Annotated in this window: 22 protein-coding genes; 7 read left to right on the forward strand and 15 right to left on the reverse strand. The window is 40.3% G+C overall.

Annotated elements, in window-relative coordinates; translation table 11 throughout:
• Window positions 1-42: 42 nt before the first annotated feature.
• The 8 genes from hpt to HB912_RS08175 all read right to left on the reverse strand — a co-directional run bounded on the left by hpt (window position 43) and on the right by HB912_RS08175 (window position 10060).
• Entirely contained in the window at window positions 43-1983 is a 1941-nt protein-coding gene (gene hpt / locus HB912_RS08140; protein WP_185373637.1) for a hypoxanthine phosphoribosyltransferase, read from the reverse strand.
• A gap of 72 nt (window positions 1984-2055) precedes the next feature.
• Entirely contained in the window at window positions 2056-2478 is a 423-nt protein-coding gene (locus HB912_RS08145) for a S1 domain-containing RNA-binding protein (RefSeq protein WP_185373639.1), read from the reverse strand.
• Window positions 2479-2574: 96 nt separating this feature from the next.
• The gene (locus tag HB912_RS08150; protein ID WP_185373641.1) at window positions 2575-2961 is read right to left on the reverse strand and encodes an FtsB family cell division protein; all 387 of its coding nucleotides are present in this window, start codon (window positions 2959-2961) and stop codon (window positions 2575-2577) included.
• Between the two features lie 151 nt (window positions 2962-3112).
• Window positions 3113-3394 carry an RNA-binding S4 domain-containing protein gene (locus HB912_RS08155; RefSeq protein WP_280529544.1) on the reverse strand — a complete coding sequence of 94 codons (282 nt, stop codon included), beginning with the start codon at window positions 3392-3394 and terminating at the stop codon, window positions 3113-3115.
• Window positions 3395-3422: 28 nt separating this feature from the next.
• On the reverse strand, window positions 3423-5012 hold the full coding sequence (locus tag HB912_RS08160) for a putative polysaccharide biosynthesis protein (protein ID WP_185373645.1): 1590 nt from the start codon (window positions 5010-5012) through the stop codon (window positions 3423-3425).
• A 35-nt stretch (window positions 5013-5047) separates the two neighbouring features.
• Window positions 5048-8590 carry a transcription-repair coupling factor gene (gene mfd, locus HB912_RS08165; protein WP_185373646.1) on the reverse strand — a complete coding sequence of 1181 codons (3543 nt, stop codon included), beginning with the start codon at window positions 8588-8590 and terminating at the stop codon, window positions 5048-5050.
• A 114-nt stretch (window positions 8591-8704) separates the two neighbouring features.
• Window positions 8705-9259, reverse strand: a complete 555-nt coding sequence (gene pth, locus HB912_RS08170; protein WP_185373648.1) for an aminoacyl-tRNA hydrolase — start codon at window positions 9257-9259, stop codon at window positions 8705-8707.
• Window positions 9260-9433: 174 nt separating this feature from the next.
• Window positions 9434-10060, reverse strand: coding sequence for a 50S ribosomal protein L25/general stress protein Ctc (locus HB912_RS08175; RefSeq protein WP_185373650.1), 627 nt, complete (start codon window positions 10058-10060; stop codon window positions 9434-9436).
• A 335-nt stretch (window positions 10061-10395) separates the two neighbouring features.
• Here HB912_RS08175 and HB912_RS08180 point away from each other — a divergent pair, with 335 nt between their 5' ends.
• Window positions 10396-11334 carry an L-lactate dehydrogenase gene (locus tag HB912_RS08180; RefSeq protein WP_185373810.1) on the forward strand — a complete coding sequence of 313 codons (939 nt, stop codon included), beginning with the start codon at window positions 10396-10398 and terminating at the stop codon, window positions 11332-11334.
• A 77-nt stretch (window positions 11335-11411) separates the two neighbouring features.
• On the opposite strand, the gene HB912_RS08185 is transcribed toward HB912_RS08180, so the two are convergent.
• The 4 genes from HB912_RS08185 to HB912_RS08200 form a co-directional block, all read right to left on the reverse strand.
• The gene (locus HB912_RS08185; protein WP_036074433.1) at window positions 11412-11789 is read right to left on the reverse strand and encodes a DUF956 family protein; all 378 of its coding nucleotides are present in this window, start codon (window positions 11787-11789) and stop codon (window positions 11412-11414) included.
• A gap of 150 nt (window positions 11790-11939) precedes the next feature.
• Window positions 11940-12854, reverse strand: a complete 915-nt coding sequence (locus tag HB912_RS08190) for a PTS system mannose/fructose/sorbose family transporter subunit IID (RefSeq protein ID WP_185373652.1) — start codon at window positions 12852-12854, stop codon at window positions 11940-11942.
• A 24-nt stretch (window positions 12855-12878) separates the two neighbouring features.
• Window positions 12879-13688: a PTS mannose/fructose/sorbose transporter subunit IIC gene (locus HB912_RS08195; protein WP_036074431.1), complete on the reverse strand. Its 810-nt coding sequence runs from the start codon at window positions 13686-13688 to the stop codon at window positions 12879-12881.
• Window positions 13689-13721: 33 nt separating this feature from the next.
• Entirely contained in the window at window positions 13722-14714 is a 993-nt protein-coding gene (locus HB912_RS08200; RefSeq protein ID WP_185373654.1) for a mannose/fructose/sorbose PTS transporter subunit IIA, read from the reverse strand.
• 563 nt (window positions 14715-15277) lie between these two features.
• Here HB912_RS08200 and ptcA point away from each other — a divergent pair.
• The 6 genes from ptcA to HB912_RS08230 all read left to right on the forward strand — a co-directional run bounded on the left by ptcA (window position 15278) and on the right by HB912_RS08230 (window position 21119).
• Entirely contained in the window at window positions 15278-16300 is a 1023-nt protein-coding gene (gene ptcA, locus HB912_RS08205) for a putrescine carbamoyltransferase (RefSeq protein WP_185373655.1), read from the forward strand.
• Window positions 16301-16370: 70 nt separating this feature from the next.
• A complete protein-coding gene (locus HB912_RS08210; protein WP_185373657.1) occupies window positions 16371-17747 on the forward strand; it encodes an APC family permease in 1377 nt (458 codons plus the stop codon).
• Window positions 17744-18838 carry an agmatine deiminase gene (aguA, locus tag HB912_RS08215; protein WP_036074426.1) on the forward strand — a complete coding sequence of 365 codons (1095 nt, stop codon included), beginning with the start codon at window positions 17744-17746 and terminating at the stop codon, window positions 18836-18838. The genes HB912_RS08210 and aguA overlap by 4 nt, the downstream gene beginning before the upstream one ends.
• A 16-nt stretch (window positions 18839-18854) precedes the next feature.
• Window positions 18855-19799, forward strand: coding sequence for a carbamate kinase (gene arcC, locus HB912_RS08220; protein WP_185373659.1), 945 nt, complete (start codon window positions 18855-18857; stop codon window positions 19797-19799).
• Window positions 19800-19939: 140 nt separating this feature from the next.
• The gene (locus HB912_RS08225) at window positions 19940-20752 is read left to right on the forward strand and encodes a MurR/RpiR family transcriptional regulator (RefSeq protein ID WP_185373661.1); all 813 of its coding nucleotides are present in this window, start codon (window positions 19940-19942) and stop codon (window positions 20750-20752) included.
• A 46-nt stretch (window positions 20753-20798) separates the two neighbouring features.
• Window positions 20799-21119 carry a putative heavy metal-binding protein gene (locus HB912_RS08230; RefSeq protein ID WP_185373663.1) on the forward strand — a complete coding sequence of 107 codons (321 nt, stop codon included), beginning with the start codon at window positions 20799-20801 and terminating at the stop codon, window positions 21117-21119.
• Window positions 21120-21254: 135 nt separating this feature from the next.
• Here HB912_RS08230 and HB912_RS08235 read toward each other — a convergent pair whose 3' ends face one another.
• The 3 genes from HB912_RS08235 to glmU form a co-directional block, all read right to left on the reverse strand.
• Complete coding sequence (locus HB912_RS08235; RefSeq protein ID WP_185373665.1) at window positions 21255-23582, reverse strand: hypothetical protein; 2328 nt, start codon at window positions 23580-23582, stop codon at window positions 21255-21257.
• 362 nt (window positions 23583-23944) lie between these two features.
• Window positions 23945-24904, reverse strand: a complete 960-nt coding sequence (locus tag HB912_RS08240) for a ribose-phosphate diphosphokinase (RefSeq protein ID WP_036074422.1) — start codon at window positions 24902-24904, stop codon at window positions 23945-23947.
• Window positions 24905-24977: 73 nt separating this feature from the next.
• Window positions 24978-26357 (reverse strand): bifunctional UDP-N-acetylglucosamine diphosphorylase/glucosamine-1-phosphate N-acetyltransferase GlmU, encoded by a 1380-nt coding sequence (gene glmU / locus HB912_RS08245; RefSeq protein WP_185373667.1) that lies wholly within the window; start codon window positions 26355-26357, stop codon window positions 24978-24980.
• Window positions 26358-26472: the final 115 nt, after the last annotated feature.

The following is a 26472-nucleotide window of genomic DNA, read 5'->3' on the forward strand; positions in this document are numbered from 1 at the left end:
TTCTCTATTTTACCGAAAAAAGAAAGGAAAGTGAAATAGAAATCATTCTGCATAAACTTCGGGTTTTAAAACGCCAATATAAGGAAGATTACGGTATTTTTCCGCGAAGTCTAAACCATAACCAACGACAAACTCATTCGGAACAACAAAACCAACATAATCAGCTTGGATATCCACATTTCGACCTTCTGGTTTATCGAGCAAAGTGACAAGCTTAACTGACTTAGCTTGGCGATATTTAAGCATATCCACTAGGTAGCTAAGCGTTCTGCCGCTATCCACGATGTCTTCCACAACCAAAACATCTCTTCCTTCAACCGAAGTATTCAAATCCTTGATAATTTTCACTTCTCCAGAAGAAACCATGCCATTTCCATAACTAGAAACATCCATAAAATCCATTTCCAGATACGTGTCAATTCGTTTTAGTAAGTCAGTCATAAAAGGAGTAGCTCCTTTTAAAATGCCAATCACAAGCGGATTTCGTCCTTCATATTCCGTTGTTAGCTCCACACCAAGTTCACGAATTTTCTCTTGAATTTTTTCTTCACTGATTAGCACTTTTTGAATATCGTCATGCATACTCATTTTTCCTCCTAAATGTTTGCGGTATCTAATAATATACTGTTTTTTTTCGCGACTCGGTTTTGTATCTTGGTTTGATTTCTTGATGCCAGGAATCCATAAAATTTGTCCCGTAAAATCCGTCACAATCGGAAGGCTATCCCGTAAATGGCGGGGAACTTTTTCCGTAATCAAAATTTCCTTTATTTTTTTAGTGCCACCGCTCCCCTTTAATTTCATTTTATCGCCAGGAAGGCGTGTTCGAATAATGAGTGGAAGCGTCACTTCGTCTGCGTCAACAATGATGCCATCTAGTCCTGAAGTTTGTACACCTGAACTTTTTTGCCGCATTTTGAGTTCTGAACCGTCACGCAAAACAATTCGATCTCCGGCTTCCATCTGATAATAAAACTCCTGATTTTTCTGTTCCACTGGGAAAAATCCTTCAATTCGGTCATAAACTCGCCGAATTTCTAGTCCCTTCGGCAAATTTAACAATGCAGAAGGATTATCGCTTTTGACCAATGCCAAAATATCATCAACATGCTTCGCAGAAATCTCTTTTACTTCATCGTTTTTATACAGATAATTTAATAGTAAATGAATTAAGCGGCGTTGTAAAGGAAAGGCCGCACTTTTTACGCCGGAAATTTGAAGTTCAACTCCCGCTGATTTCACATTGCCAAACTCCACAAATTTTTGTAGCGCAAGTTCATCCAAAAAAGCCATATCTTCTTGCAGTTCAGATGAAAAGCGTGCAAAATGCTCCGCTACACGTGGATTCTCTTTTCGCAAAAAAGGGAGAACAACATGCCGGTAACGATTTCTCGTATAAAACAGACTATCATTGGTTTCATCCACAAAATAGGGCAGTCCCTCCGCTTCAGCGTAAGCCAAAATCGTTTCTTTTGTCTCTTCTAGAAACGGGCGAATCAGCTTCCCCGAACTAAATGGACGAATCGCTCTCATACCTGCATAGCCACTCCCGAAACTCCCACGCACTAACCTCATCAAAATCGTTTCTACTTGATCGTCAGCATGATGAGCAAGGATTAATTTATCAAAGTGATGTTCAGTAAACGTAGCCTCAAAAAATGCATAACGCGCGTACCTTGCCGTTTCTTCAAAGCTCATCTTCGTTTCAGCTTGGAGCTTCTTAACATCTACTCGCTTGCTATAAAAGGGCAGATCATATTGCTTCGTAAACGCTTCGAGCGCTTCTTTTTCATCAGCACTTTCCTCACGGAGGGCGTGGTCAAGATGCACAACGCTCAAGTTTTCCTTGTAGCGCTTAAGCAAAAAATCCAGCAACGCGAAAGAATCCGGTCCTCCGGAAACTGCCACAAGCAATTTCTCATCTGGCCGGATTAAATCATGCTTTAGAATAAAGTTTTCGACACGCCTTGAAAATTCATCCATTCTAAAAACCTTTCTTCCAAAATAAGGATGGGTAAAATGCCCATCCTTACCATCTCGTTTATGAATATACGCTTAGCCTCGTCTCGCTCCACGGCCGCCACGTTTTGATTCCGTTTGGCGTTTGATTGTTGAAAGCCTTTCATCACTATCTTTCAAGAATTTAGCCATTATGTCTTCAAAATCTTCAGGCTGTTTGGACTGAGTAGCTGGTTTCTTGTTATACTTCGGTTTCCGATCATAATTCCGTTCTGGACGCGGACGATCAACCGCTTTACGGATTGAAAGACCAATCTTACCGTCATCCCCAACGTTCATAACTTTTACCGTTACTTCATCTCCAACCGATAAAATGTCATTAATATCTTTTACATAGTTATCTGCGACTTCACTAATATGAACTAAACCGGTTTTTCCACCATCCAGCTCAACAAACGCTCCAAAATTGGTAATCCCTGTAACTTTCCCTTGTACTTTGTTGCCTACTTCGATCGACATAAAAAAAAGCTTCCTCCTTAAATTTTCACTCTATACAGCCTAATTATAACGATTTAAAAAAACGTGTCAAACACCTGACTTTAGTCAAGCAGGCGCTTATTCAGATTTCTCTTTTTTCTTTTCAGTTGGAGTATTAAAGATGATTTCCCCTTCTTTCGATAAATAATACTCGCTACGAGCAAGCTTTGCAATGTAATCATCATCGTGTAACTTGCTAATTTCACCTTTCAACTGTTTTTCTTCAAGCTTGGCATCTGCAAGTTTTTTCTCCACCTTCACTTTTTCAGCTTTTTTATCTTGCAAAAGCATCGTTTGCTTCGTGTAGAGCACAAAGAGAGCAGAAAAAACAACCGCAACGGCAACAAGAAGTACAGCCAGTCTTCTGGCTAGGGCGACACGGCGTCTGTTTCTAGCTTTATTTAGCGTTTCTTTATCTTTAATATAACGGTTTTGCATGCGTGTAACCGTCTTCTTCTCCTTCATGCCCTGCACCTCCATCAGCCTTCCGCCAAAATCAAATCAATTAGAAAGGATTCTTATAAAGATAATATCAATAATTTCACAATTTGTCCATCGTCATCTAATCATATTTGACACCTTTTTTCAATTTTTTCACAAGAAAAAAACGGCCACATTAGCGACCGCTTTCTCCGTTTTCTTGATCATTTCGTACTTCGCTTACAATTTTATACATTTCTGTTGCAGCTTCTTTACGCGCATTTTCCTCTAAATGCTCCACAACAGCCGTCACAGTCTTGGGACCAAAACGGATGACCAGTTCATCTCCAGGTTTTACATTTGTTCCTGGTTTGGCCACTGTCCCATTGATCATAATCCGGCCTTTTTCTGCCACTTCTTTTGCAACCGTTCGCCGTTTAATTAGTCTTGAAACTTTTAAAAATTTATCCAAACGCATCACTTGTGCCATTTTCATTCCACCTTTATTATTTTTTAATCAATCTGCGACTCAGTCCATAAAGCTTTGAACCAAATGGCAGATAAACAAAATCTTGAGCTTCTAACAATCGATATCGTAGAGTAAACAAAAGGAAAACAAGTCCCCCTAAAAGACTTCCTCCAATAGCTTGAACCGCACTTCCAAGGCGTGATTCAAATGGGATAAAAAGTTCCCAGCAGACTGGAATAACACACATGAAAAGAAGCGCTAATCCAAGTTTTAACAAAGTATGGAAATTTGTAAATCCCACTTCCAGATTCTGCTTCAAAGCATAGCCGCAAATAAGCAAAATGACAAGAAGTCCGACCGATGTGGAAATTGCGGCACCTAAAGTATCCCATTTTGGAACAAGCCACGAATTGAAAAGAATCTTCACTATGAGTCCAACGACAACAGCAACAGCCGGGACAGCAAGTTTACCGAAACCTTGAAGGATACTACTCACCATGATGATCAGCGAGCTGAGCAAAACAGCTGGGATGAACATTTGCAAGACAAAGGTGCCATCGCTTGTTTCAAATAGCATCTGGTTGAGCGGTCGCATAATGATGATCAAGCCGACCGTCTCGGCTCCCGAGAGAATCAAGGTGAGTTTTACGGCAAGCTTCACAGATCGCGCCAATTGTCTCCGCTCGTTTTTCACTCGTGCCGCCGTAATCATAGGAACAAGTGCAAGAGCGAGTCCAGATGAGAGCACAAGACCAAGCTGCAAAATTGGTTGCCCCCGATCATAAATCCCTTTAAGCGATTTTGCAGTGAATTCTGGGATGCCATTTTCTGCCATTAAGCGGTAAACTTGGAAGGAGTCTGCGAGCTGGAATAAAATGAGCATCGCACTAACGGTACAAATCGCTAGGCTTTGCCGCAAGAATTCTCGGCCGATCCCCTTCTTTTCAGTTCTGTTCGGGAAGGTGCCCCAAATTTTGAGTCCTCCCTCCGAAAGTCGTTTCTTGTAAAAGCGACGTAGCAAAAAGACGGCAACGAGCCCGCCAAACACGGCGCCGCTCATCGCAAAACTGGCGGTTTCAGATAGTGTTTCCCCAAGGCGAAGCGCGAGCCATGATCCGAGCAGGATGATGGATACGCGAATGATTTGTTCAACGGTCTGCGAAACAGCTGTCGGGCGCATATCTTCTTGTCCTTGAAAGTATCCACGTAAAAAAGCAAGCTGCGGAGTGAGCAAGAAAACTAGGCTAATAACTCGAATTGGACTAGAAAGCTCGCTATCTCCCATCAAATTCGCAAATAAACCTGCACCGAGAAATAGGATTCCAAACAAGCTAAAGCACAGCACTTTCAGCGTTCGATATACTGATTGTAAAATAATTCGTTGTTTGCGAAGATCCTGCTCTGCTTCTGCCATCATTTTAGATACCACAACTGGGAAACCGCCTAAAGCAAGTGTCATCGCAATTCCATAAATAGGATAGACTTGTTGAAAAATATAAAAACCAACGTCACCAACTAAGTTTTGGAACGGCACACGATAAACGGCACTTAAAATCTTGGAGACAAGCGAGGCGATTGTGAGCAGTAAAGCGCCATGCATTAAATTTTTAATTGAGCGTTCTACCATGCTTAACCGCCTTTCTCGCTTTCCCTCACCTAATTTTAGGCTTTTTCAGCGGGTTCCTCTTTTTTTACAGCTTTCTTCAATTTTTTGAGTAATTCTTTGATATTAAAAAGCCATTCTTGCAAGGTTTTATTTTGGATATTCATGGTAAGCTTTAGCGCCGCCCCGTCCATGCCAACGCCAATTGAACGACCAAATTCGCCTACAGCTTCCATCAGAACATCCCCGCGAACTTGTTTCGTTCCTTCGTCTGAATACATAAGAATGATTTTCTTACCTTCTTCTTTAATCACTTCAACGCCATCCAGAAGCGCGAGAATCCGAAGTTCAGTCACGCTGAATAAATACTCCACTTCTTCAGGGTATTCGCCAAAACGATCAATCATGTCGCTCCGAAGGGTCTCTAACTCTTCTTCATTTGTCACATTGCGGAATCGTTTATACATTTCAATTTTTTGCCGACTATCTGTGATGTAGTATTCCGGGATATACGCATCCAGTTGAATGTCAATTTCAACAGGCGCGGCTTCTTCTTTTTCTTCTTGAGGCATTCTTTCTTCAATAGCATCCTTCAACATTTGCGAATAAAGGTCAAACCCGACAGAATCAATAAAGCCATGTTGTTGAGCGCCAAGGATATTCCCCGCCCCACGAATGGACAAGTCACGCATCGCGATTTTAAATCCAGAACCAAGCTCTGTAAACTCTTTAATCGCTTGAAGCCGTTTTTCCGCCTCTTCTCGCAAGACTTTATCTTTTTTATACATGAAATACGCATAAGCGATCCGGTTCCAACGCCCAACGCGTCCTCGCAATTGATACAATTGCGAAAGTCCCATTCGATCAGCATCCTGCACAAAAAGGGTATTCACGTTTGGAATATCTACGCCAGTTTCGATGATGGTCGTTGTCACAAGCACATCGTATTCCCCTTCAAGGAAACTTAAAATAACGGATTCAAGCTCGGACTCTGTCATCTGTCCATGAGCTACGCCAACACGCGCATCTGGAACAAGCGCACTGATTTCATCTGCTTTTTTCAAAATGGTCTCAACTCGGTTATAGAGATAGTAAACCTGACCATCACGCGCAAGCTCGCGTTCGATAGCTTCACGTACTAAAACGTTATTCTGCTCGGTCACATATGTCTGAACTGGAAAACGGTTCGCTGGCGGTGTTTCAATCACAGACAAATCTCGCACACCAATCATTGACATATGCAAGGTCCGCGGAATTGGCGTCGCCGTGAGTGTAAGCACATCAATTTTAGATCTGATTTGTTTAATTTTTTCTTTATGTGTTACACCGAAGCGTTGCTCTTCATCAACCACTAGAAAACCTAAATCGCGGTATTTAACATCTTTCGAAAGCAAGCGGTGTGTGCCAACAACAATATCAATCGTCCCACTTGCAAGTCCTTTTATAGTTTCATTTTGTTCTTTTCTCGTTCTGAAACGGCTAAGCAAACCAACATTGATCGGGAAACCTTGAAATCGTTCTTTCATCGTTTCAAAATGCTGCTGGGCAAGTATCGTAGTTGGAACTAAAAATGCCACTTGTTTCCCGTCCATCATTGCTTTAAAAGCAGCTCGAAGCGCCACTTCCGTTTTTCCATAACCCACGTCTCCAACAAGCAACCGGTCCATCGGGCGAATTCGTTCCATGTCTTTTTTGATTTCCTTAATCGAACGGAGCTGGTCATCTGTTTCTTGGTACGGGAAGGAGTCTTCAAATTCCCGCTGCATGTCGCTATCTGGACTGAAAGCAAAGCCTTGTTCAGCTTCACGCTCTGCGTATAATTTAATCAAATCATCAGCAATATCTTGCACAGAAGCTTTCACTTTCGTCTTCACGCGCTTCCATTCGCTTCCGCCGAGTTTATTAAGTTTTGGTGCTTTCCCCTCTGCACCAACATACTTTTGCACAAGCTCAAGCTGTTCTACTGGAATAAACAGTTTATCTTCCCCTTGATAAACAAGCAACAAATAATCTTTATGGACGCCGCTAATTTCAAGTGTTTCCATACCAACATACCGAGCAATCCCGTGATTAACATGGACAACATAATCGCCAACTTTAAGTTCTGAATAGCTTTGAATTCGTTCCGCATTCGAAAGTTTTTGACGTTTTTTTGCTTTTTTCACTTGCTTGTTAAACAATTCCGTTTCGCTAATGATCGCAACTTTTGAAAGCGGCAGTTCAAAGCCATTTTGGAAGCTGCCAATCACAAATTGGATGACCCCATATTTGGGAACATCTTCCTCGCGTTTTAATACAACGCTTTCCATATCATAATCCGCAAGCGTCTGCTGCATTTTTTCCGCTCGTTCAAGGGTTGGCGCAAGAATCACGACCGCATAATTATTTTTATGCCAGCTCGTCACTTCAGTTTGTAATACGGACATCTGTCCGTGAAACTGCTGCATTTGTTTATAGACAAAGTTAGTTGTTTTTGAAACTCTAAGACTACCTTGAGTTTTCTGGAATAAAGTTAAATAAATTTTCGGAGAACGGTTTTCTTCCATTAAATCATGAAAATGGTGCCCAAGCTGCACGTCACGAACAGTTTCAAGTCGACTAAGCGTCTCTGTTTGCCACTCAGCTTCTTCGCGCTCTAACCCCTCATCTGTCTCTTGAATACGCGCAAATTCGTCTAAAACGAGCACAGTGTTTTCTGCCGCGTAATCAAATAGCGAAGCCGGGTCCGGGTAAGCTAACCCAATGTATTTAAAAAACAAATCTGGCTTGATACCTGAACGTAGCAATTCAAGATCCGTTTCGATATTGCTTACAAGCGCTTCTTTATCTTCCGGATTTTTCATATTAGAAAGCGTATCCGAGAGACCTTTTTCAAGTCGTTTCACAATATCTGGAAAATAAGCAGCTTCAAGCAAAATTTCTGTTGCAGGTAAAATTTGGAACTCTTCAATTTTATTTTGCGAACGTTGTGTTTCTACATCAAAGTAACGCAGTGAGTCAATCTCTGTATCAAACAGCTCAATTCGAATCGGGTATTCTTCTGTAATTGGGTACACATCAATGATACCACCACGAACGCTAAACTCACCCGGCGTATTGACCATGCCACTCATAGAGTATCCCATGGTAACAAGGCTTTCCTTCAACTGTTCCGGTTCGATTTCTTCACCTTGAACAAGACGAAGGTTATACTTTTCCCAAAGCGAAACAGGCGGAAGCAATTTCCTCAACCCTGAAACTGGTACAACAACAATTCCCGGGCGCTTTGAAAGCAAGAAATTAAGCGCTTCAACACGCTGTCCACGAAGTTCCGGACTCGATACGCTAAGCTCTGAGGAAATGAGTTCATCGGCCGGATATAAAAACAAACGATCACTATCCATTAGCGATAAAAGATCGTCATATAATTTTTGCGCATGATATAAATTATGTGTAATCAAAAGTACCGGACGCTTTGTCGCATTCTCAATGACACTTGCAAAAAGCGCACGTGCTGATCCTGAAAGTCCTGTAACAAGCTGAGATTCTTTTTTATTTGCAACCGCGCTTACAATATCGCGGATTTCTTTTTGGTCGTAGATTAGCTGTTTCAAGCCCTTCAAAACGATCCTCTCCTTCAATCCAATCTGGCTTCTTTCTTTTTCTGAAAATTCCTTCTTTCTGAAACGAGTAAGGCAGCATGCCAAGCGGGCATTCGGAAACCCGACCAAGCATGCTTAATTATAACGATTCATAACATCAATAAAGGGTAGCTTCACAGCATCTTCAATTGCATCCGCACTTTTTTTAATCGCAGCAATCATTTCCGGCTGCTCAACTTTACTAAAATCCCCTAATACATAGTGAATAATTTCACCGTGCTCCGGGCGATCAATCCCCACGCGTATCCGATCAAACGATTGCGTCTTCAAATGAGCAATCAACGACCGCATACCGTTATGCCCGCCAGCACTTCCTTTTTGCCGCAATCTAATTTTCCCGATTGGTAAGTCCAAATCGTCATAGACCACAACCAAATCTTCTATTTCAACATTATAATAATCCATCAACGGACGCACACACTCCCCAGAAGCATTCATGAAAGTTAACGGCTTCACAAGCATCACTTTTTCTCCATTAATAATCGGCGTACTGATCATTCCATTAAATTTCGTGCTTTTCCATGGTGTTTGAAAGCGAAAACTCAGTTCATCCACTACCATAAAACCTGCATTATGCCGTGTTCGTTCATATTTCTTCCCGGGATTACCGAGTCCTACAATCATCTTCATTGCTATTCTCCCCGCTCAATAAAACCACTTCACCTTGCGAACTGGTTTTCACTCTGTAATGATTATTTGTTTGATTATAACATGATTCTAGTGGTTTTTAAAGTTTCCGCCACTCCACAAAAAAAGCGCAACACCTTACGGCATCGCGCTTTTACTTTCATTTTTCAAACGTAGTTATTCAACCGGTTCCTCAGCAGTTCCATGAGTAGCCTCTGGTTCAGGAGCAGCTGTGTCTGCTTCCACTTCTTCTTCAACACGTGGCGCCGCAACCGTTACGATCGCTTCCTCACCATCTGTAATTACTTCATAATCGGAACCTGCCTCAAGATCACTAACAGCAAGCGAGTCCCCAATTTCAAGTTTCGAAATGTCGACTTCAATTGATTCTGGAAGTTTGTCTGGTGTTGCTTTCACATTTACTTCATATAGAACTTGCTGCAATACGCCGCCAGCTTTCACACCAACAGATTCACCAACAAGGTCAATCCGAACCTCAGCTTCTACTTCTTCGCTCATATTAACAGCAAGGAAATCAACGTGAATAACTTCATCTTTAATAGGATCTTTTTGATATTGATGTAGCAGCACATTAAATTTTGAGCCACCAACATTTACAGCGAATACTGCGTTCTTTCCGTGTTCACGTACCGCTTTGATTAATTCAAGTCCATCAACCGAAACAGGAACGTTTTCAGTTTTATAACCATAAATAATCGCTGGGATACGTCCAGATTCACGTACTTCTGTCACTTGTGAATGCGGTTTCGTATCTCTTTTTTGAACTTCTAATGTCGTTGCCATAAAAAATCCACTCCACTCATTCAATTTGTATTCTTTAACAACTAAAGTTTACCCCACTTGTTTGTTTTTAAACAAAATGTTTATCTTCCCATAATTAATGGTAAACAAAAACTAGAGTGAAACTTTGTTATTACTCTTCTATTGTATCGCAATTTTTCGAGCTCTCAAAATTTTTCGCATCATTATTTGGAATGAAAAGGATTACAAACTGTATTATAGCGCTTACAAAATTTCATTAGTACAAATTTCCAAATTAAGGACGTTCATAGTTTCACAAACTGTAATAAAATGTTATACTGTGTTAGTAAAAAGTTTTCTAAGGAGGAAGTTGTATGATTAAAGACCACCAAAAAATTATTTTGATTGGTGATGGCGCTGTGGGTTCTAGCTATGCATTTGCGTGCGTTAACCTTGGAATTGGACAAGAATTTGGTATCATCGACATCGATAAAGATAGAACGATTGGAGATGCAATTGACCTTAGCCACGCTGTCCCGTTTTCTACACCAAAGAAAATCTATTCCGCTAATTATAGCGATTGCGGCGATGCCGATCTAATTGTTATCACAGCAGGTACTGCACAAAAACCTGGTGAAACTCGTCTTGACCTAGTAAACCGTAATATCAAAATTATGAAAGGAATTATCGACGAAGTCATGGCGAGCGGTTTTGATGGGATCTTCCTAATTGCATCAAACCCTGTTGATGTATTAACTTACGCAACTTGGAAATTCTCCGGACTTCCAAAAGAACGTGTTATCGGTTCCGGAACAAGTTTAGATACAGCTCGTTTCCGCTCTTCAATTGCTGACTATGTAAAAGTGGACGCTCGAAATGTGCACGGATATATTCTCGGGGAACACGGCGACACTGAATTCCCAGCTTGGAGCCATACAACTGTTGGTGGACTTCCAATCTCCGAATGGATTAAAGAAGACGAACAAGGAGCGATGAACACGATTTTCGAAAGTGTTCGTGATGCTGCCTACGAAATTATTAACAAAAAAGGCGCTACATTCTACGGAATCGCCGCTGCACTCGCACGTATCACACAAGCCATTTTAAACAACGAAAATGCTATCTTACCTCTTTCTGTCTATCTAGATGGTCACTATAATTTAAACGATATCTATATCGGCGCTCCAGCTGTTGTTAACCGCCGTGGTGTTCGCCATATCGTTGAAATGAAATTAACTGAAGAAGAACAAGCAAAAATGAAAGCTTCTGCAGATACACTGAAAAAAGTGCTTGACGACGCAATGAAAGAACTCTAAGTTTGATCCATACAAAAACAGGTCGAAAATTTCGGCCTGTTTTTTTGCATCTATCATTAATAAAGATAAAGACGTTCTTATTTTTTCTTCTTAAATTTAGACTGGAAAGCTCGTTTAATGACATCAAAGAAGCTTTGCGAAGGAACCATATTAGCCGGATCGACATATACGCGAATCGCACGAAGTACGAGCTTTGGTTTCTTAGCCGAAAAAGTATAGGTCCCATTGCGTTTTGTTTTAATCGCAAAGCGCGGAATCCATTTTCCTCTAAGCATCACTGAAACGATGACTTGATCCACTTCTTCCCAAGGGATTTGAATAAACTTGCGCACATCTCGAGAATTAAAAAACTCAAATCCTTTGTCGCCAATCATGATTTTCCCATAATCTGTCAGTCCAGTAAACGCAGTAGCATCCTCCGTTAAGTCGACTTTCGTATTGATCGATTGAACCAATTAGCCTCGCTCCATTTCTTATTATTTATTTCATTTAATTATACGTTTCTTTCTTCAAGAAGCCAATAAAAAAGCGGCTGATGCAACTAATCACCAACCGCTCAAAGCAAGCTTCTACATTTTCCAAGCAGAATACCCGCCGAAAGTTTCTTATAGAAGTCCGATTACGTGTCCACCAATACCGACAACGAATAGACCAAGGATAATGATGATCGGGCTGACTTTCTTTCTAAGCAACCACATACATAAGAATGTAAGAAGTAGCGGAACAAGTCCAGGAATCAAATTATCCAAGTTATCTTGTAAAGTTGTAACTTTGACCCTTGTAAGTGATAAACCAGCATCTTGCTGTTCAAGGGCTTTTTGAATTCCTGCGGCACCTTTTGGAAGTTTATCCCAATCAATATACGCACCATCATCTAATTTAACTTTAGAGATAACCGGCATAAACTTGATCGAAACCCACCTTTCAACAAGCCCGGCGAGCACAAACATACCAAGTATCGATGCACCTTTTGTAATATTTTGCAGCAAACCACCAGAAAGGTCTTCTGTAATTTTAGAACCAGCTTTATAAGCAAATTCTTGTGTATACCACATGAAGCCCCAACGGATAATATTCCATGCAACGAAGAAAATGATTGGTCCAAGGATATTTCCACTCATAGCAAGTGAAGCTCCTAGCGCACCAAGCATTGGACGAACAGTAAACCAGAACACAGGATCACCAACACCTGCAAGTGGTCCCATCATACCTACTTTAACCCCTTGAATTGCTACATCATCAACTGGAGCACCTTTCGCACGATCTTCTTCCAGTGCTAGTGTTACCCCAAGAATAGGAGAAGCAATGTATGGGTGAGTATTAAAAAATTCAAGGTGACGTTTTAACGCCGCAGAACGATCTTCTTTTGATTTATATAATTTTTTAATTGCTGGAATCATCGAGAATGCCCAGCCGCCATTTTGCATACGTTCGTAGTTCCAAGAACCTTGGATAAACGTTGAACGCCAAGCGACTTTCAGACGATCTCGTTTCGTTAATTCAATTTTTTCTTCTGCCATTTTCTTTTCCTCCTTTTTTCCAGATTAATAATCGTTTAGTATATCGCCAAGCGGATCATTGGAACTGCTTCCGCCGCCTCCACCGCCATTTGAGTTTCCACCCATTTTGGAAAGTTGCAGATAGATAAGCGCAAGCGCAACACCGATTGCTCCTAGCGCGATAAGTGTAAGTTCGGAAATCGCAGCGAGGACGAAACCAAGGATGAAGAATGGCCAAACTTCTTTTGTTGCCATCATGTTAATAACAAGTGCATAACCAACGGCTACGACCATTCCCCCACCGATTGCCATACCATCTGTTAACCAAGCTGGCATTGATTCTAGGAATGATTGCACTGTATGTGCTGGAATGAAAAGAAGTGCTGCTGCAGGAATTGCAATACGTAAACCTTGCATACAAACCGCTCCAATGTGAAGCCATTCAATCCTACGAATGTTCCCTTTTTCTGCCGCACCGTCCATCAAGTGAACGATCGGAACAGCTAGCGTACGAACGATCATTGTTAAGAAAAGACCTGCTACTGCAAGTGGAATTGCAATAGCAATCGCTGAAGGAATCCCACTAACACCTTGTCCGCCTAATACTAAAATAATTGCTGATGCAACGGACGCAAGTGCAGCATCGGGAGCTACAGCTGCACCAATGTTTGCCCAACCAAGCGCGATCATTTGAAGAGTTCCCCCAAGAATGATTCCCGCTGTTAAGTTACCAGTTACTAAACCGATTAACGTACATGCCACAAGCGGTTGATGGAATTGAAATTCATCCAAAATCCCTTCAATCCCCGCAAGAAAGGCAACAACTATTACTAAAATCATTGATATTATAGTCATAATTGACCTCCTACTTTTTTATTTACGTTACTTCTATTGTTTTTTTAATTCTGCTTCTGCTTTTTTCAAAAGTTCATCAATGTTTCCACGTGAATCATTTGGAACTTTACGAACATCGAATTTAACACCTTTTTCTTTCAGTTTCTCGAAAGCATCGACGTCTTCTTGTCCCATCGAAAGAACCTTACTTACAACGACTTTCCCAACAGAGTGCGCAAGCGAGCCAACGTTCACTTCTCCAATGTCAACGCCACCTTCGACAACACGTAACACATCTTCAGGATTTTCAAATAATAAGAGTGCTTTCGTATTTCCAAAACGTGGATCTTTTGCAATTTCGATCATCTTATTAATTGGAATAACATTCGCTTTAACACCTGGAGGTGCAGCTTGTTCAATTAGTTTTTTACGAAGATCATCTTTTGAAACCGCATCTGATACAACAATGATTCGGTTTGGAAGTGTTGATTTTGTCCAAGCTGTTGCCACTTGACCGTGAAGCAAGCGAGAGTCAATTCGCGCTAAAACAAACTTGATTTTTCCGTCGCCAACAACCGTTCCAGGCGCAAGTGCTTCTTTTGGTTGTGCATCAGCTGGAGCTCCTCCTGCTGTTTCTTGTTTCGGTTCAAGTTCTTCCGGTTTGATACGGATACCTTCTTTACCAGTTTCGATAATATGTGCAGCAATTTCTTGCGCTGATTCCATTGTAAAACGGGAAGCATATGCTTCGATCAGCATCGGAAGGTTAAGCCCTGCCACGATTGCCCATTTATCTTTGTGGTCTTCAAATAGGTTATTTGCTTGGTTAAATGGAGTACCACCCCAAAGATCGACTAAGAATAGTACTTCATCTTGATTATCAAAGCTAGAAATGGCTTCTTCCATTTTCGCTCTAACATCATCTGGTCCTTCATTCGGCATCAAAGTAATCGCTTTAACATTTTCTTGTTCTCCGAAAATCATGGAACCAGATTGTAAGATCCCTGCAGCAAATTCCCCATGGGTCGCGAGGATAATTCCTACCATTTTTTTACCTCCTAAATAGTTTAATTTTTTCCAAACAGGCGAGCTAAGTTAGTTTCAGATAGCTTCCTGCTCAGAAGACGGCTCTCCCTTTTTCAACCGCCCCCCTTCAAGTTTTCAAATCCTTCTACTAAAGCTACGCAATAAAAAGTTTTACCGCTTCCATTTTCATCGCAACTTCGCCTAAATATTATATTGCAAGTTCCGTGCCAACTTAGTGTATTAAAAATAGAATTCCTTTATATCAGCCATTTTTAATGATTTTTCAAACTAGAAACTGTTAGTGTATCATAAATCAATACGGTATCGCTTCTCAAATTTCAGTGTATTATTTTACAAATTAGTGTAGCCTCTCTCCTTTTTCCCGCAAAAATATAGTTTCTCCTTTCCGTTTGCATTTGCATCTTTGTTACTCAAAAAGTAACAGGTTACAATCTTTTTTCCTTCGTTTTTAAAGCTTTAAAAAGCATTTCCAAACAAACTTGCATATACTATGATGTTGCTGTGGCAAAGAAATACTCGAGTATGCCCGTGTGATTCCCAAACTTACTTTTGAGGTGAAACTAATGATTAAAAAAAGAGACTACATTGATACGAACGATTTTACAAAAGAAGAGATAGTGTATTTAATTGATTTGGCATTAAAACTAAAAGAAGCAATTAAAAGTGGCTATTATCCCCCTATTTTACGCAATAAATCACTTGGTATGATTTTCGAGCAATCTTCAACGCGGACTCGTGTATCTTTTGAAACTGCGATGACTCAACTTGGTGGTCACGCTCAGTACCTCGCTCCTGGTCAAATCCAGCTCGGCGGACACGAAAGCGTCGGCGATACAGCGCGCGTTTTATCACGCCTAGTGGATATTTTAATGGCACGTGTTGAACGTCACGATACAGTCGTCGCACTTGCCAACGATGCAACTATTCCTGTCATTAACGGAATGAGTGATTACAACCACCCTACGCAAGAACTCGGGGATGCGATTACAATGATTGAACATCTTCCTGAAGGTAAACGAATTGAAGACTGCAAAATCGTCTTTGTCGGCGATGCTACACAAGTTTGTGCTTCAACTATGTTCATGGCTACAAAACTTGGAATGGACTTTGTTCAATTTGGACCAAAAGGATTTCAACTTAAAGAACATCACTTAGAAATCGGTCGTAAAAACTGTGCAATTTCTGGCGGAAGTGTTTTAGTAACAGAAGATGCTGATGAAGCACTTAAAGATGCTGATTTCATTTATACAGATGTGTGGTACGGACTTTATGAAGCTGAACTTTCCGAAGAAGAAAGAATGAACGTGTTCTATCCCAAATATCAAGTCAATATAGATCTAGTGAAAAAAGCTGCGCCACATGTCAAATTTATGCACTGTTTACCAGCAACACGTGGCGAAGAAGTAACCGATGAAGTTCTTGACGCACCTTTTTCAGTTGTACTTGACGAAGCTGAAAACCGCTTAACCGCAATGCGCTCACTTCTCGTTTATTTCCTTAAACCTTATCTAAACTATGCGGAAGAAGCTACTTGCACAAAATTCGATGCTGACATCCAACAACTACTCAGGAACTATGTTGACTGAGTATAACTAAATAACCATCCAGGAAGAAGGAGCTTTTCCTTCTTCCCACTTAAAAGAGGAAGTGGTTTTTTTGAAAAAGAAAAAGTTTCGCTTGTTTGATGCAGTTCTCATGGCTGTCTGCGTTATCTTAGTCGTTGAATCCGCTGCCCCAGCAGCCGCTATTGGCTCTTCCCAATTTTTCTGGTGGATCGCCTTGCTCATTTTGTTTTTCCTCCCTTACGGACTCATATCCGCGGAGCTCGGAACTACCTATGATGATGAGGGCGGAATTTACGACTGGGTGAAACGTGCATTTGGAAACAGATGGGGCAGCCGTGTTGCTTGGCTTTACTGGATTAATTATCCAATTTGGATGGCAAGTCTCGCCGTGCTATTCATGGAAGTAGCTACACAAATTTTCAAGCTACATCTAAGCACGCCTATCTCTATCCTCATCCAACTACTATTTATTTGGCTCGTTGTGCTCATCAGTTGTTATCCAGTCAGCGACAGTAAATGGATTTTGAATTTAGCAGCTTTTTGCAAAGTCTTCATCATGTTGAGCCTTGGTATTTTAGGCATTTATTTTGCTGTCACAAAAGGACTTGCTAACGACTTTTCTGGAAAGGCACTCTTACCAAGTTTCGACTTGAATAGTTTGTCTTTCATCTCGATTATCTTATTTAATTTTCTTGGATTCGAAGTTGTCACAACACTTGCAGGTGACATGGAAAATCCAAAAAAACAAATTCCACAGGCCATTATCATCGGTGGTATTTTAATTGCTTTCTTTTACTTGTTCGCAGCATTCGGTATGGGAGCTGCAATCCCAACTTCGCAATTATCGACATCCGGTGGTATGATCGATAGCTTTATCATGCTAGTCGGCAAGCTAAATCCGTTTGTCATTATCATTGGCATCATGTTTATGTACACATTAATCGCCAATCTTATATCTTGGGCACTTGGCGTGAACTACGTTGCCATGTACGCTGCTAAAAACCACGATTTACCACGTGTATTTGGTGTCCAAAACAAGAAAAACGAAATGCCCATCGGCGCAAGCATTTTAAATGGTATCGTCGCTTCTGCGCTCGTTATTGTTGCACCGCTTATCCCAAATGAAAACATTTTCTGGGCGTTCTTTGCGCTAAATGTGGTAGCGCTTCTTGCTTCCTACATTATGATGTTTCCAGCTTTCTTAAAACTACGGAAAATCGATCCAGACAGACCGCGCCCATTTAAAGTATTTGGCGGAAAAATACTCTTACACTTGTTTACCTATATCCCTGTTGTACTCCTTGTGATTACACTTATCTTTTCGGCTGTACCACTAAATGGTTCCGCGGCTGAATTGAACGAAAAAGTCCCTATTCTAATCGGCGCTATAGCCGCCTTTATTATTGGGGAAATTTGTATTCACATGGCAGGTAAACAAAAGAAAAACAGAAAGGATGAAAAAGATTGAAAACTTTAGATAGTTCCCCTAGAAAAGATGGATTCAGAATGCCTGGCGAGTTTGAAGAACATCGTGGTTGCTACTTGCTATGGCCTGAACGTCCCGACAACTGGCGTAACGGAGCCAAACCTGCACAAGATGCTTTTACAGCCGTAGCAACTGCTATTGCAAAATTTGAACCTGTTACTGTAGGCGTTTCTTCAGCTCAATATAGCAACGCACGCCACATGCTTCCAGATTATGTACAAACCGTTGAAATCGATAACAATGATTCATGGATGCGTGATTGTGGCCCTACTTTTGTAAAAAATGATCAGGATGAAATCCGCGCCGTTGACTGGACTTTTAACGCTTGGGGAGGGCTTGTTGACGGACTTTATTTCCCTTGGGACAAAGATGATCAAGTCGCTCAAAAAGTCGCCGAACTTGAATCTGCCGATCGCTATCGTTTGGAAAATTTTGTTCTTGAAGGTGGTTCTATCCACGTTGATGGTGAAGGAACACTAATTACAACGGAAGAATGTCTACTTTCCGAAGGACGCAACCCTGAACTTTCAAAAGCTCAAATTGAACAAATCTTAAAAGAGTACTTAAATCTTGAAAAAATAATCTGGTTGAAACACGGAATCTATTTGGATGAAACGAACGGTCACGTGGATAACATCTTGAATTATGTTGCTCCTGGTGAAGTGGCACTTGCTTGGACTGAGGACAAGTCAGATCCACAGTATAAAATTTCAAAGGAATGTCTTGATATTTTAGAGAGCGAAACGGATGCAAAGGGACGCAAACTAAAAGTACACAAGCTGCAAGTTCCAAAACCAATTTTAATTACAGAAGAAGAGAGCCGCGGTGTTGATGCTGTTGATGGAACACTTCCACGTGAAGCAGGTGACCGCCTCGCAGCAAGCTATATCAATTATTATTCAGCAAACGGAGGGATAGTTTTTCCTTTGTTTGGTGACCCAAATGATGACTTAGCACGCGAAATGCTTATAAAACTATATCCTGACCGTGAAGTTGTTGGTGTTCCTGCACGCGAAATCTTACTTGGCGGCGGAAATATTCACTGTATCACTCAACAAGTTCCTAAAGGATGATTGCGAGGGAGTATTTATGAAAAACAGAAAGGTTGTTGTGGCACTCGGCGGCAATGCTATTCTTTCAGACGACGCCAGCGCTCACGCACAAAAAAAAGCTTTAGACCAAACCGCGGAACATCTTGTTCAATTTGTTGCAAATGGCGATGAGTTAATTGTCTCTCATGGCAACGGTCCTCAAGTAGGCAACTTACTCATCCAGCAACAAGAAAGTAACTCTGTTAAAAACCCTGCCATGCCTCTTGATTCTTGCGTTGCAATGACTCAAGGTAGCATTGGTTATTGGTTGCAAAATTCACTTGATAACGCTTTTGCGAAACGTAAAATGGCAAAAGAAACTGTATCCCTTGTTACGCAAGTTATCGTAAGTAAAGATGATCCTGCGTTTTCTCGTCCGACAAAACCCATCGGTCCATTTCTTTCAAAAGAAGAAGCCGAAGCTGAAGAGAAAAAAACGGGTGCAACCTTTATAGAGGATGCTGGGCGAGGTTATCGTAAAGTTGTACCTTCTCCCAAACCGCTTTATATCAAAGAACACGAAGCGATTAGCAAATTAGTGGAAAGCGGTGTTGTCACGGTATCTGCTGGTGGCGGAGGGATTTCTGTTATTGAAAAAAACGGAGAATTTACAGGCGTCGAAGCCGTTATCGATAAAGATTTTGCTTCACTACGTCTTGCCGAAATGGTTGAAGCTAACTTGTTCGTCATCTTAACAGGCGTTGATCATGTTTTTGTGAATTTCAACCAACCGAATCAAGAAAAATTAGAACAGGTCACAGTTTCCGAACTGGAAAAATGGAAGGCAGAAAAGCAATTTGCAGAAGGGAGTATGCTTCCAAAAATCGAAGCAGCCATTGAATTTGTCAAAAGCCGTCCCGAAAGCCGCGCTGTCATCACTTCCCTAGAAAATATCGAGAATTTCCTTCAAAACGGATCAGGAACTGTAATCACCGCAGATTGATAAAAGAAAAAGCGAAACTTCGGCTTTCCACAAGCCAAGGTTTCGCTTTTTCGTTGCTGTAGGATAGTTTATTGAACCCTAATTATATGGTACAATTTACGGGTAATCGTTCAATATATCACATGGAAAGGATGGAATTTATGGACTTTTTCGAAATTGCTAGCCAATCCATCACTAACTTAACAAGAAACGAACGAATCTTATTCGACTACGTTGTTAAGAACATGAAACGTATCAAAAACCAAAGCATTCGCGAAGTTTCAGCAGAATGTTTTGTTTCTACTACAACATTTCTGCGTTTCGTACGCAAACTCGGATTCACTGGTTATAGCGAATTTACAACCGTTTTAAAATTTACCGAGTCTAGGAAACCTGATATCCAGTCGCCTCCTTTTGTCGTTAAGCAAAAGGATTACCGAGAAGAATATTTAAAGAATATCATTGAATCCGTTCGTGTACTTGAGCCAAGTAAATTAGAACAAATCACATCGAAACTTGAGCAAAAACCACGAATTTACTTTTTTGCAAAAGGTTTGAGCAAACATGCTGCCGAATATGTAAAATACCTCTATACAATGAATGGTTTTTTAGTCGAGTTTCCTGAAGATTATCAGTATCGTCAAGCAATCCTACCACATATTGGTGCTGAAGACATGGTTTTTATTTTAACTTATGCCGGACACGATATAGAACTTGTCCAAACCGTACAGCGTCTTAAAGCAAGGAAAAACTCCCCTCTACTCATTTCCATAACTTGTGCCGATAACAACATCATTCAGAATATGAGCGACATCAATTTATATATTTTTACAGATGAGATCGAAATCAACCATCTCGATATCACTTCACGAATTTCAACAATCGCAATTATGGAATTGATTTTATATCAATATATGGAAAATATGAATCAGCAAGTCCTTCAACCCAATGGCCAAAACGAGAATCTTTTTTGACGAATAGTCAAATTCCAAGTAAACTTGAAGAAAAGGAGGTTTTTCGATGATTACAACAACTTCTCCCAATATTGAAGGTAAACAAGTCGTTGAATACAAAAAAATTGTTTTCGGTGAAGTTATCACGGGTGTTAATTTTATGAAAGATATTGGAGCTGGTTTAAGAAACTTTTTCGGCGGGCGTTCTGAAGGCTACGAACAAGAGCTTATTAACGCGCGCGAAGAAGCAATTGCTGAAATGGAAGCGCGCGCAACTGATATTGGTGCAAATGCCATCATCAGCGTCGATATCGATTATGAAGTGCTTGGAGCTGATAACGGCATGTTAATGGTCACTGTTTCTGGAACAGCAGTTGTGGTCGCTTAACCTTCTCTAAAATTCAAAAAACCTTGATTTTTTCATGCTGAATGAAGAAATCAAGGTTTTTTAATGAATCCATCTTCTATAGAAGCTTAGCCCAAAAAACAACTATGTGATTCAACCACTATCTCTACTTAATAGTTAAAGCGGTGCATCACGTAAAGTCCAAGTAATTTCTCCTTGATAGGCTTCTTGCAAAGCTTCACCTTGTTTAATCTCTAAAATTAAACCGTTCCCTTTATTCCATGTCTTAGAAATATCAAGCGGCTCTTTGCGCCCAGTGTAGCCTCCATTTTCTAAAATTTGGAGACCATTTGATAATGGCCGTTTTTCACCACCAGAAAGATAAAACAATTTCCCTAATGTTTTTTTACTCACCTTACCAGTTATAGGCTTGCTCACTGTAGCCCCTAATTCCCATTTTCCAAAGTAGCGTGTTTCTTGCACTGCTAGATTACTGATTGTTTTCTTCACTGGTACATCTTGAAGAGCAGAACTAATCAAAACCGTTCCAAAGTCTATGCTTTGTGGTACGTTCGTCAATTGTAAGTCTCCGGTTTTAACTTCGACAGGAACTGTAACAATTCCCTGTACATGTGTAAGTTCACTTTCAACAACTACATCAACTGAAGTGCTTCCAAGTTGCTCAAATTTCCTAGGTTCTTTAATCGCCACTGCCTTAATCTTATCTTGCGGTAAAATACTTTTCAAATCTGTTACTAGATCATCAGGATTCAATTCATCCGAACTTGAATGAAGAGACACAACCTGAGAAATTGGCGTTCCTGTTGGAGGCGGCATCTTAACTAAGGTTTCCCCTTTTACTTTCATATCTGGTTGGTCACTGTTTGCTACTTCAATAGGGATATGAAAAAAACCATCCGATTGAAAAGTATTAATTAAATCAGGAGCATCTGTATTCAAATCAAAACTTCCAGTAATAGAAAGTTGATTATTTGTAAGCTGTGACAAAACAGACTTATTGACCGTTATACTAATTGTACCCGTACTCGCATCTGAACTCCTACTTACTTGTACGCCCCTTTGGTCTTTATCTTTAACTTGAATAGAATATAACGAATTTGCTTTCACTAGATCTCCCATACTAAAATCGACCGAGAAAGCATTCGGATAAAAGGATGAATTTTGGGCAACTAACGTCTGATCAATGTTAAAATTAGCCTTTACCGTTTTTTCATTTTTCTCTACTTTAGTGGATGGAGGCGCATAAGGAATCTGCATAACCATATCGCTACTGGAAGCCGAAAATAGCTTATGATAGGATAAATAATCCACATATCTTACATAAGGAACAATATCACCATTATTATCTTGTAAACTAGCAGAAAGAAACAAATGCTGAGTAGAGTTATAAAGAATATTATAATCCATATTCGACCATTCTTTTCCCAATAATTGATAATTCTCACCAGAAACATCTAAAAACGAGCTTCCAGCCCCAGTCCCTGACAAAGATGCATCTCTAACAAGAACATTTGAGATACCAGACCGATCAGATAGCAAAGTAACAACATTTCGATTCTTTCCATCACTTAATTGTGACATTTTAATTTTCATTGGCAACAATATGTCAAGTCCAGGATCTTGTATTTCATTTCCATTTGCATCCTCAACCCAAATCTCAAGTTCAAATTTTAATGGGTCACCACTCCGCCCTACACTCATCGGAAATTTATTAAACACATCCATAGTCACCTTGGTAGAAAGAATTCTAATTGCTAGTACACAAGGCTCTCCCTGATGAAAGCCCACATTTTTGACTTTTATAATTGTTCCAGGAGCATATTCACTATTGATAGAAGGAAATCTTTCTGGAGCCCCATTTTTAATAATATCGTTAGATGACTGTTTCCCATAATAAATAAGCGGGATAATTTCTTTTGATTTCTTAACAGCTTTCCCCGATACGTAATTCCCCTTGGCATCCATGATAGTTCCATAAGGCGATTGATCGAAAGGGGTAAGATTATCAAATGCAGAGTCTATCGTCCGGTTAGAAAATTGACTACTTTTCACTTCTTTTTGCTCATTTTGAACTAAAACAGAGGCCGTATTTGAAACATGATGCGCCTCATCAAACGCTTGCAAAGTTACCGTTCCTGGTTTAGAAGACAAGAAGCTAAGTATAGTTTCATGCTCTCCGCCATTTTTCCACTCTATCACTAACTGATTATTTACGGAGTCATTTTTTATAGTGGCATCCCCTTGCTTTTGTTCTTGATAGACTAATCCGTCTTTCAAAGGAATAACAATTTTATTTGAAGTATTCGTCTTATCTTTTACAGTGATTTCAAATGAAGAATTCGCTGTTATTTTATCAACATTTGAAGATACAGCTAAGGAATCAAATGAATCATTTTCAGCAAAAACCTGGGAAAAACTCAATAATAATATGCCAATTGCAAGTAGACTTATACAACCGACTAATACATCTAGCCATTTTCTCACAATTCTTCCCCCTTTTCTCCATCTCCAGTTGAAACTTTCTTAGAATAACCTACTACTTCTACCACTTTAATCAAAAAAAATATAAAATTATAGATACTTTGTTCCAATATAGCTAAGATATTTCGACTTTTCTATGAACTAATGTTCATTAAATATAGAATTCCTCTATCAATAAATTCGTCACAATGAGGCCATACATTGGCGGGAAACTGTTACTGGGCTATAAACTCCTTCACTTGATCATACTCTTACTCCTATATTTATTTTGTATAAAAAAAGGAAATCAAATGACATAAAAAAAGCTATAAACAAAGTTTTAACAACTTTGTTTATAGCTTTTCAATCGGTTAAACCCCTTTTTATTATTCAAACAATGAGCTCACAGATTCATTTTCATGAACACGAACGATTGCTTCACCTAGTAATGGTGCAACCGAAAGTTGTTCCATTTTATCAATCCATTTATCTTCCGGCATCGCAATTGAATTTGTCACAACTAGTTTCTCGATCGGAGAATCACTAATACGCTCCATCGCCGGCCCAGAAAGAACCGGATGCGTGCAAGATGCGAAGACGCGTGTTGCGCCGCTTTCTCGAAGCGCATTCGCCGCAAGCGTGATTGTTCCTGCTGTATCAATAATATCGTCAATCAAGATGCAAACTTTGCCTTCCACGTTACCAACAATGTTCATGACTTCTGCCACATTCGGACGTGGACGACGTTTATCAATAATTGCAATTGGTGCTTTCAAACGATCAGCCATTTTCCGCGCACGCGTAACACCACCATGATCAGGTGACACAACAACAATATCTTCACTTGCTAATCCAAGATTACTGAAATAATCACTTAGCAGACGAACCGCGTTTAAGTGGTCGATTGGAATATCAAAAAAGCCTTGAATTTGCGGCGCATGCATATCAAGTGTAATCATTCTCGTCGCTCCAGCCGTTTCAATCAAGTTTGCTACTAATTTAGCTGTAATCGGTTCACGGCTTCTTGCCTTACGATCTTGACGAGCATAGCCATAATAAGGCATTACAATATTAATTGTTGCCGCTGAAGCCCGTTTTAATGCGTCAATCATGATAAGGAGCTCCATCAAATTTTGATTCACAGGATAACTCGTCGATTGAACCACATAAACGTGACAGCCACGGATACTTTCCTCAATATTGATTTGAATTTCACCATCGCTGAAATGCGTAACACTTGATTTCCCTAGTTCGATCCCTACTTCTTTCGCAATTTCTTCCGCTAACGCGCGATTCGAGTTTAGTGCAAAAATTTTCAACTTTGGATCAAAATAATCGTTTGACATAATCAGCCTCCACTAATTTATAAAATGATAAATGAATTTTATTCTCTCGGCTAGAAACCGGGACTCCCTTTTCTTACTTATCGTGCTTAGCGCGAATCTTTTTTACATAGCCCGCTTTGTTTACCTGACGCGCTCTTCCTATCGCAAGTGCGTCTTCTGGCACATCATCAGTAATCGTAGAACCAGCCGCAATATACGTATTATCAGCTATTTCAACTGGCGCAACGAGATTCGAATTACATCCAACAAATACATTGTCACCAATTTTTGTTTTAAATTTATTGAAGCCATCGTAGTTTACCGTAATCGTTCCGCAACCCACATTAACATTCTTACCGACTTCCGCATCACCCATATAAATAAAGTGTGGTAATTTCGTTCCTTCATCAATCACAGCATTTTTCGTCTCTACGTAGTTCCCGATTTTCACACCCGCTTTAATTTCAGAATCTGGACGAAGATGCGCAAATGGTCCGATTGCAACGTCGTCTCCCACTTTGCTGTCTTCAATTTCAGAACTGCGCACGTGCACACGGTCGCCAATTTCTGCACGATCAAAAACACAGCCATTCGAAATGACACAGTCACTTCCAATTTTTGTCTTCCCACGTAGCGTGACATTGGCCTCAATCACAGTATCCTGCCCAATTTCAACGTCAACATCAATGTAAGTACTTGCTGGATCAACGAGCGTTACACCATTTCTCATATGGCGTTCATTGATCCGGTGACGCATTAAACGTGCCGCTTCAGCAAGCGCCACACGATCATTAACACCAAGCGACTCTTCAAAATTCGCCATCCGATAAGCTGCTACCACTTCGTCTTCATCTTTTAAAATCTTGATCACATCTGGCAAGTAATATTCGCCCTGTGCATTATCATTAGACACCTTAGAAAGTGCATTAAATAGCGCACGATTATCAAAACAATAAGTTCCTGTATTGATTTCCTGTACGCGTTGCTCTTTTTCTGTTGCATCTTTTTGTTCAACAATCTTCTCGACAATGCCAAGATCATCACGAATAATCCGCCCATAACCTGATGGATTATCAAGTGTTGTTGTTAAAATAGTGGCTTTTGCACGTTTTTCGCTGTGATATTTCACAAGCGCCCCAATTGTTTCACTTTCAATTAGCGGTGTATCCCCACAAACAACAATGGTTGTACCCTCTAAATCAGCAAGAAGCTCCTTTGCTTGTAAAACAGCATGCGCCGTTCCAAGTTGCTCTTCTTGTTTCACAAATTCACTTTTTCCTTCTAAATGCGTACGAACATCTTCCGCACCATGACCTACAATCGTCACGATTTTATCAACATTTAAACGACCAATTTGATCCACTACATGTTCAACCATCGGCTTACCACATACTGGATGCAAAACTTTATAGAGTTTTGATTTCATTCGTGTTCCTTGACCTGCTGCTAAAACAACAGCATACTGTTTTGTCATCTTTACAGAACCCCCAATTATCACTAATCTACCACTATGAATCATACCGTAAAATCACGTTTTTTTCAAGAAACCCCGGAAGGGCTCTTAGTCACACAAAAAAGCCTTCCAACTC

Source organism: Listeria aquatica (assembly GCF_014223975.1).
Lineage (GTDB): Bacteria > Bacillota > Bacilli > Lactobacillales > Listeriaceae > Listeria > Listeria aquatica.

Coding starts and splice junctions, on each gene's coding strand:
- HB912_RS08145 (WP_185373639.1), bottom strand. CDS start 2,478: ATGTCGATCGAAGTAGGCAACAAAGTACAAGGGAAAGTTACAGGGATT.
- HB912_RS08230 (WP_185373663.1), top strand. CDS start 20,799: ATGATTACAACAACTTCTCCCAATATTGAAGGTAAACAAGTCGTTGAA.
- HB912_RS08195 (WP_036074431.1), bottom strand. CDS start 13,688: ATGACTATAATATCAATGATTTTAGTAATAGTTGTTGCCTTTCTTGCG.
- hpt (WP_185373637.1), bottom strand. CDS start 1,983: ATGGATGAATTTTCAAGGCGTGTCGAAAACTTTATTCTAAAGCATGAT.
- arcC (WP_185373659.1), top strand. CDS start 18,855: ATGAAAAACAGAAAGGTTGTTGTGGCACTCGGCGGCAATGCTATTCTT.
- glmU (WP_185373667.1), bottom strand. CDS start 26,357: ATGACAAAACAGTATGCTGTTGTTTTAGCAGCAGGTCAAGGAACACGA.
- HB912_RS08200 (WP_185373654.1), bottom strand. CDS start 14,714: ATGGTAGGAATTATCCTCGCGACCCATGGGGAATTTGCTGCAGGGATC.
- ptcA (WP_185373655.1), top strand. CDS start 15,278: ATGATTAAAAAAAGAGACTACATTGATACGAACGATTTTACAAAAGAA.
- HB912_RS08240 (WP_036074422.1), bottom strand. CDS start 24,904: ATGTCAAACGATTATTTTGATCCAAAGTTGAAAATTTTTGCACTAAAC.
- HB912_RS08225 (WP_185373661.1), top strand. CDS start 19,940: ATGGACTTTTTCGAAATTGCTAGCCAATCCATCACTAACTTAACAAGA.
- HB912_RS08155 (WP_280529544.1), bottom strand. CDS start 3,394: ATGCGTTTGGATAAATTTTTAAAAGTTTCAAGACTAATTAAACGGCGA.
- HB912_RS08190 (WP_185373652.1), bottom strand. CDS start 12,854: ATGGCAGAAGAAAAAATTGAATTAACGAAACGAGATCGTCTGAAAGTC.
- HB912_RS08175 (WP_185373650.1), bottom strand. CDS start 10,060: ATGGCAACGACATTAGAAGTTCAAAAAAGAGATACGAAACCGCATTCA.
- pth (WP_185373648.1), bottom strand. CDS start 9,259: ATGAAGATGATTGTAGGACTCGGTAATCCCGGGAAGAAATATGAACGA.
- HB912_RS08160 (WP_185373645.1), bottom strand. CDS start 5,012: ATGGTAGAACGCTCAATTAAAAATTTAATGCATGGCGCTTTACTGCTC.
- HB912_RS08150 (WP_185373641.1), bottom strand. CDS start 2,961: ATGAAGGAGAAGAAGACGGTTACACGCATGCAAAACCGTTATATTAAA.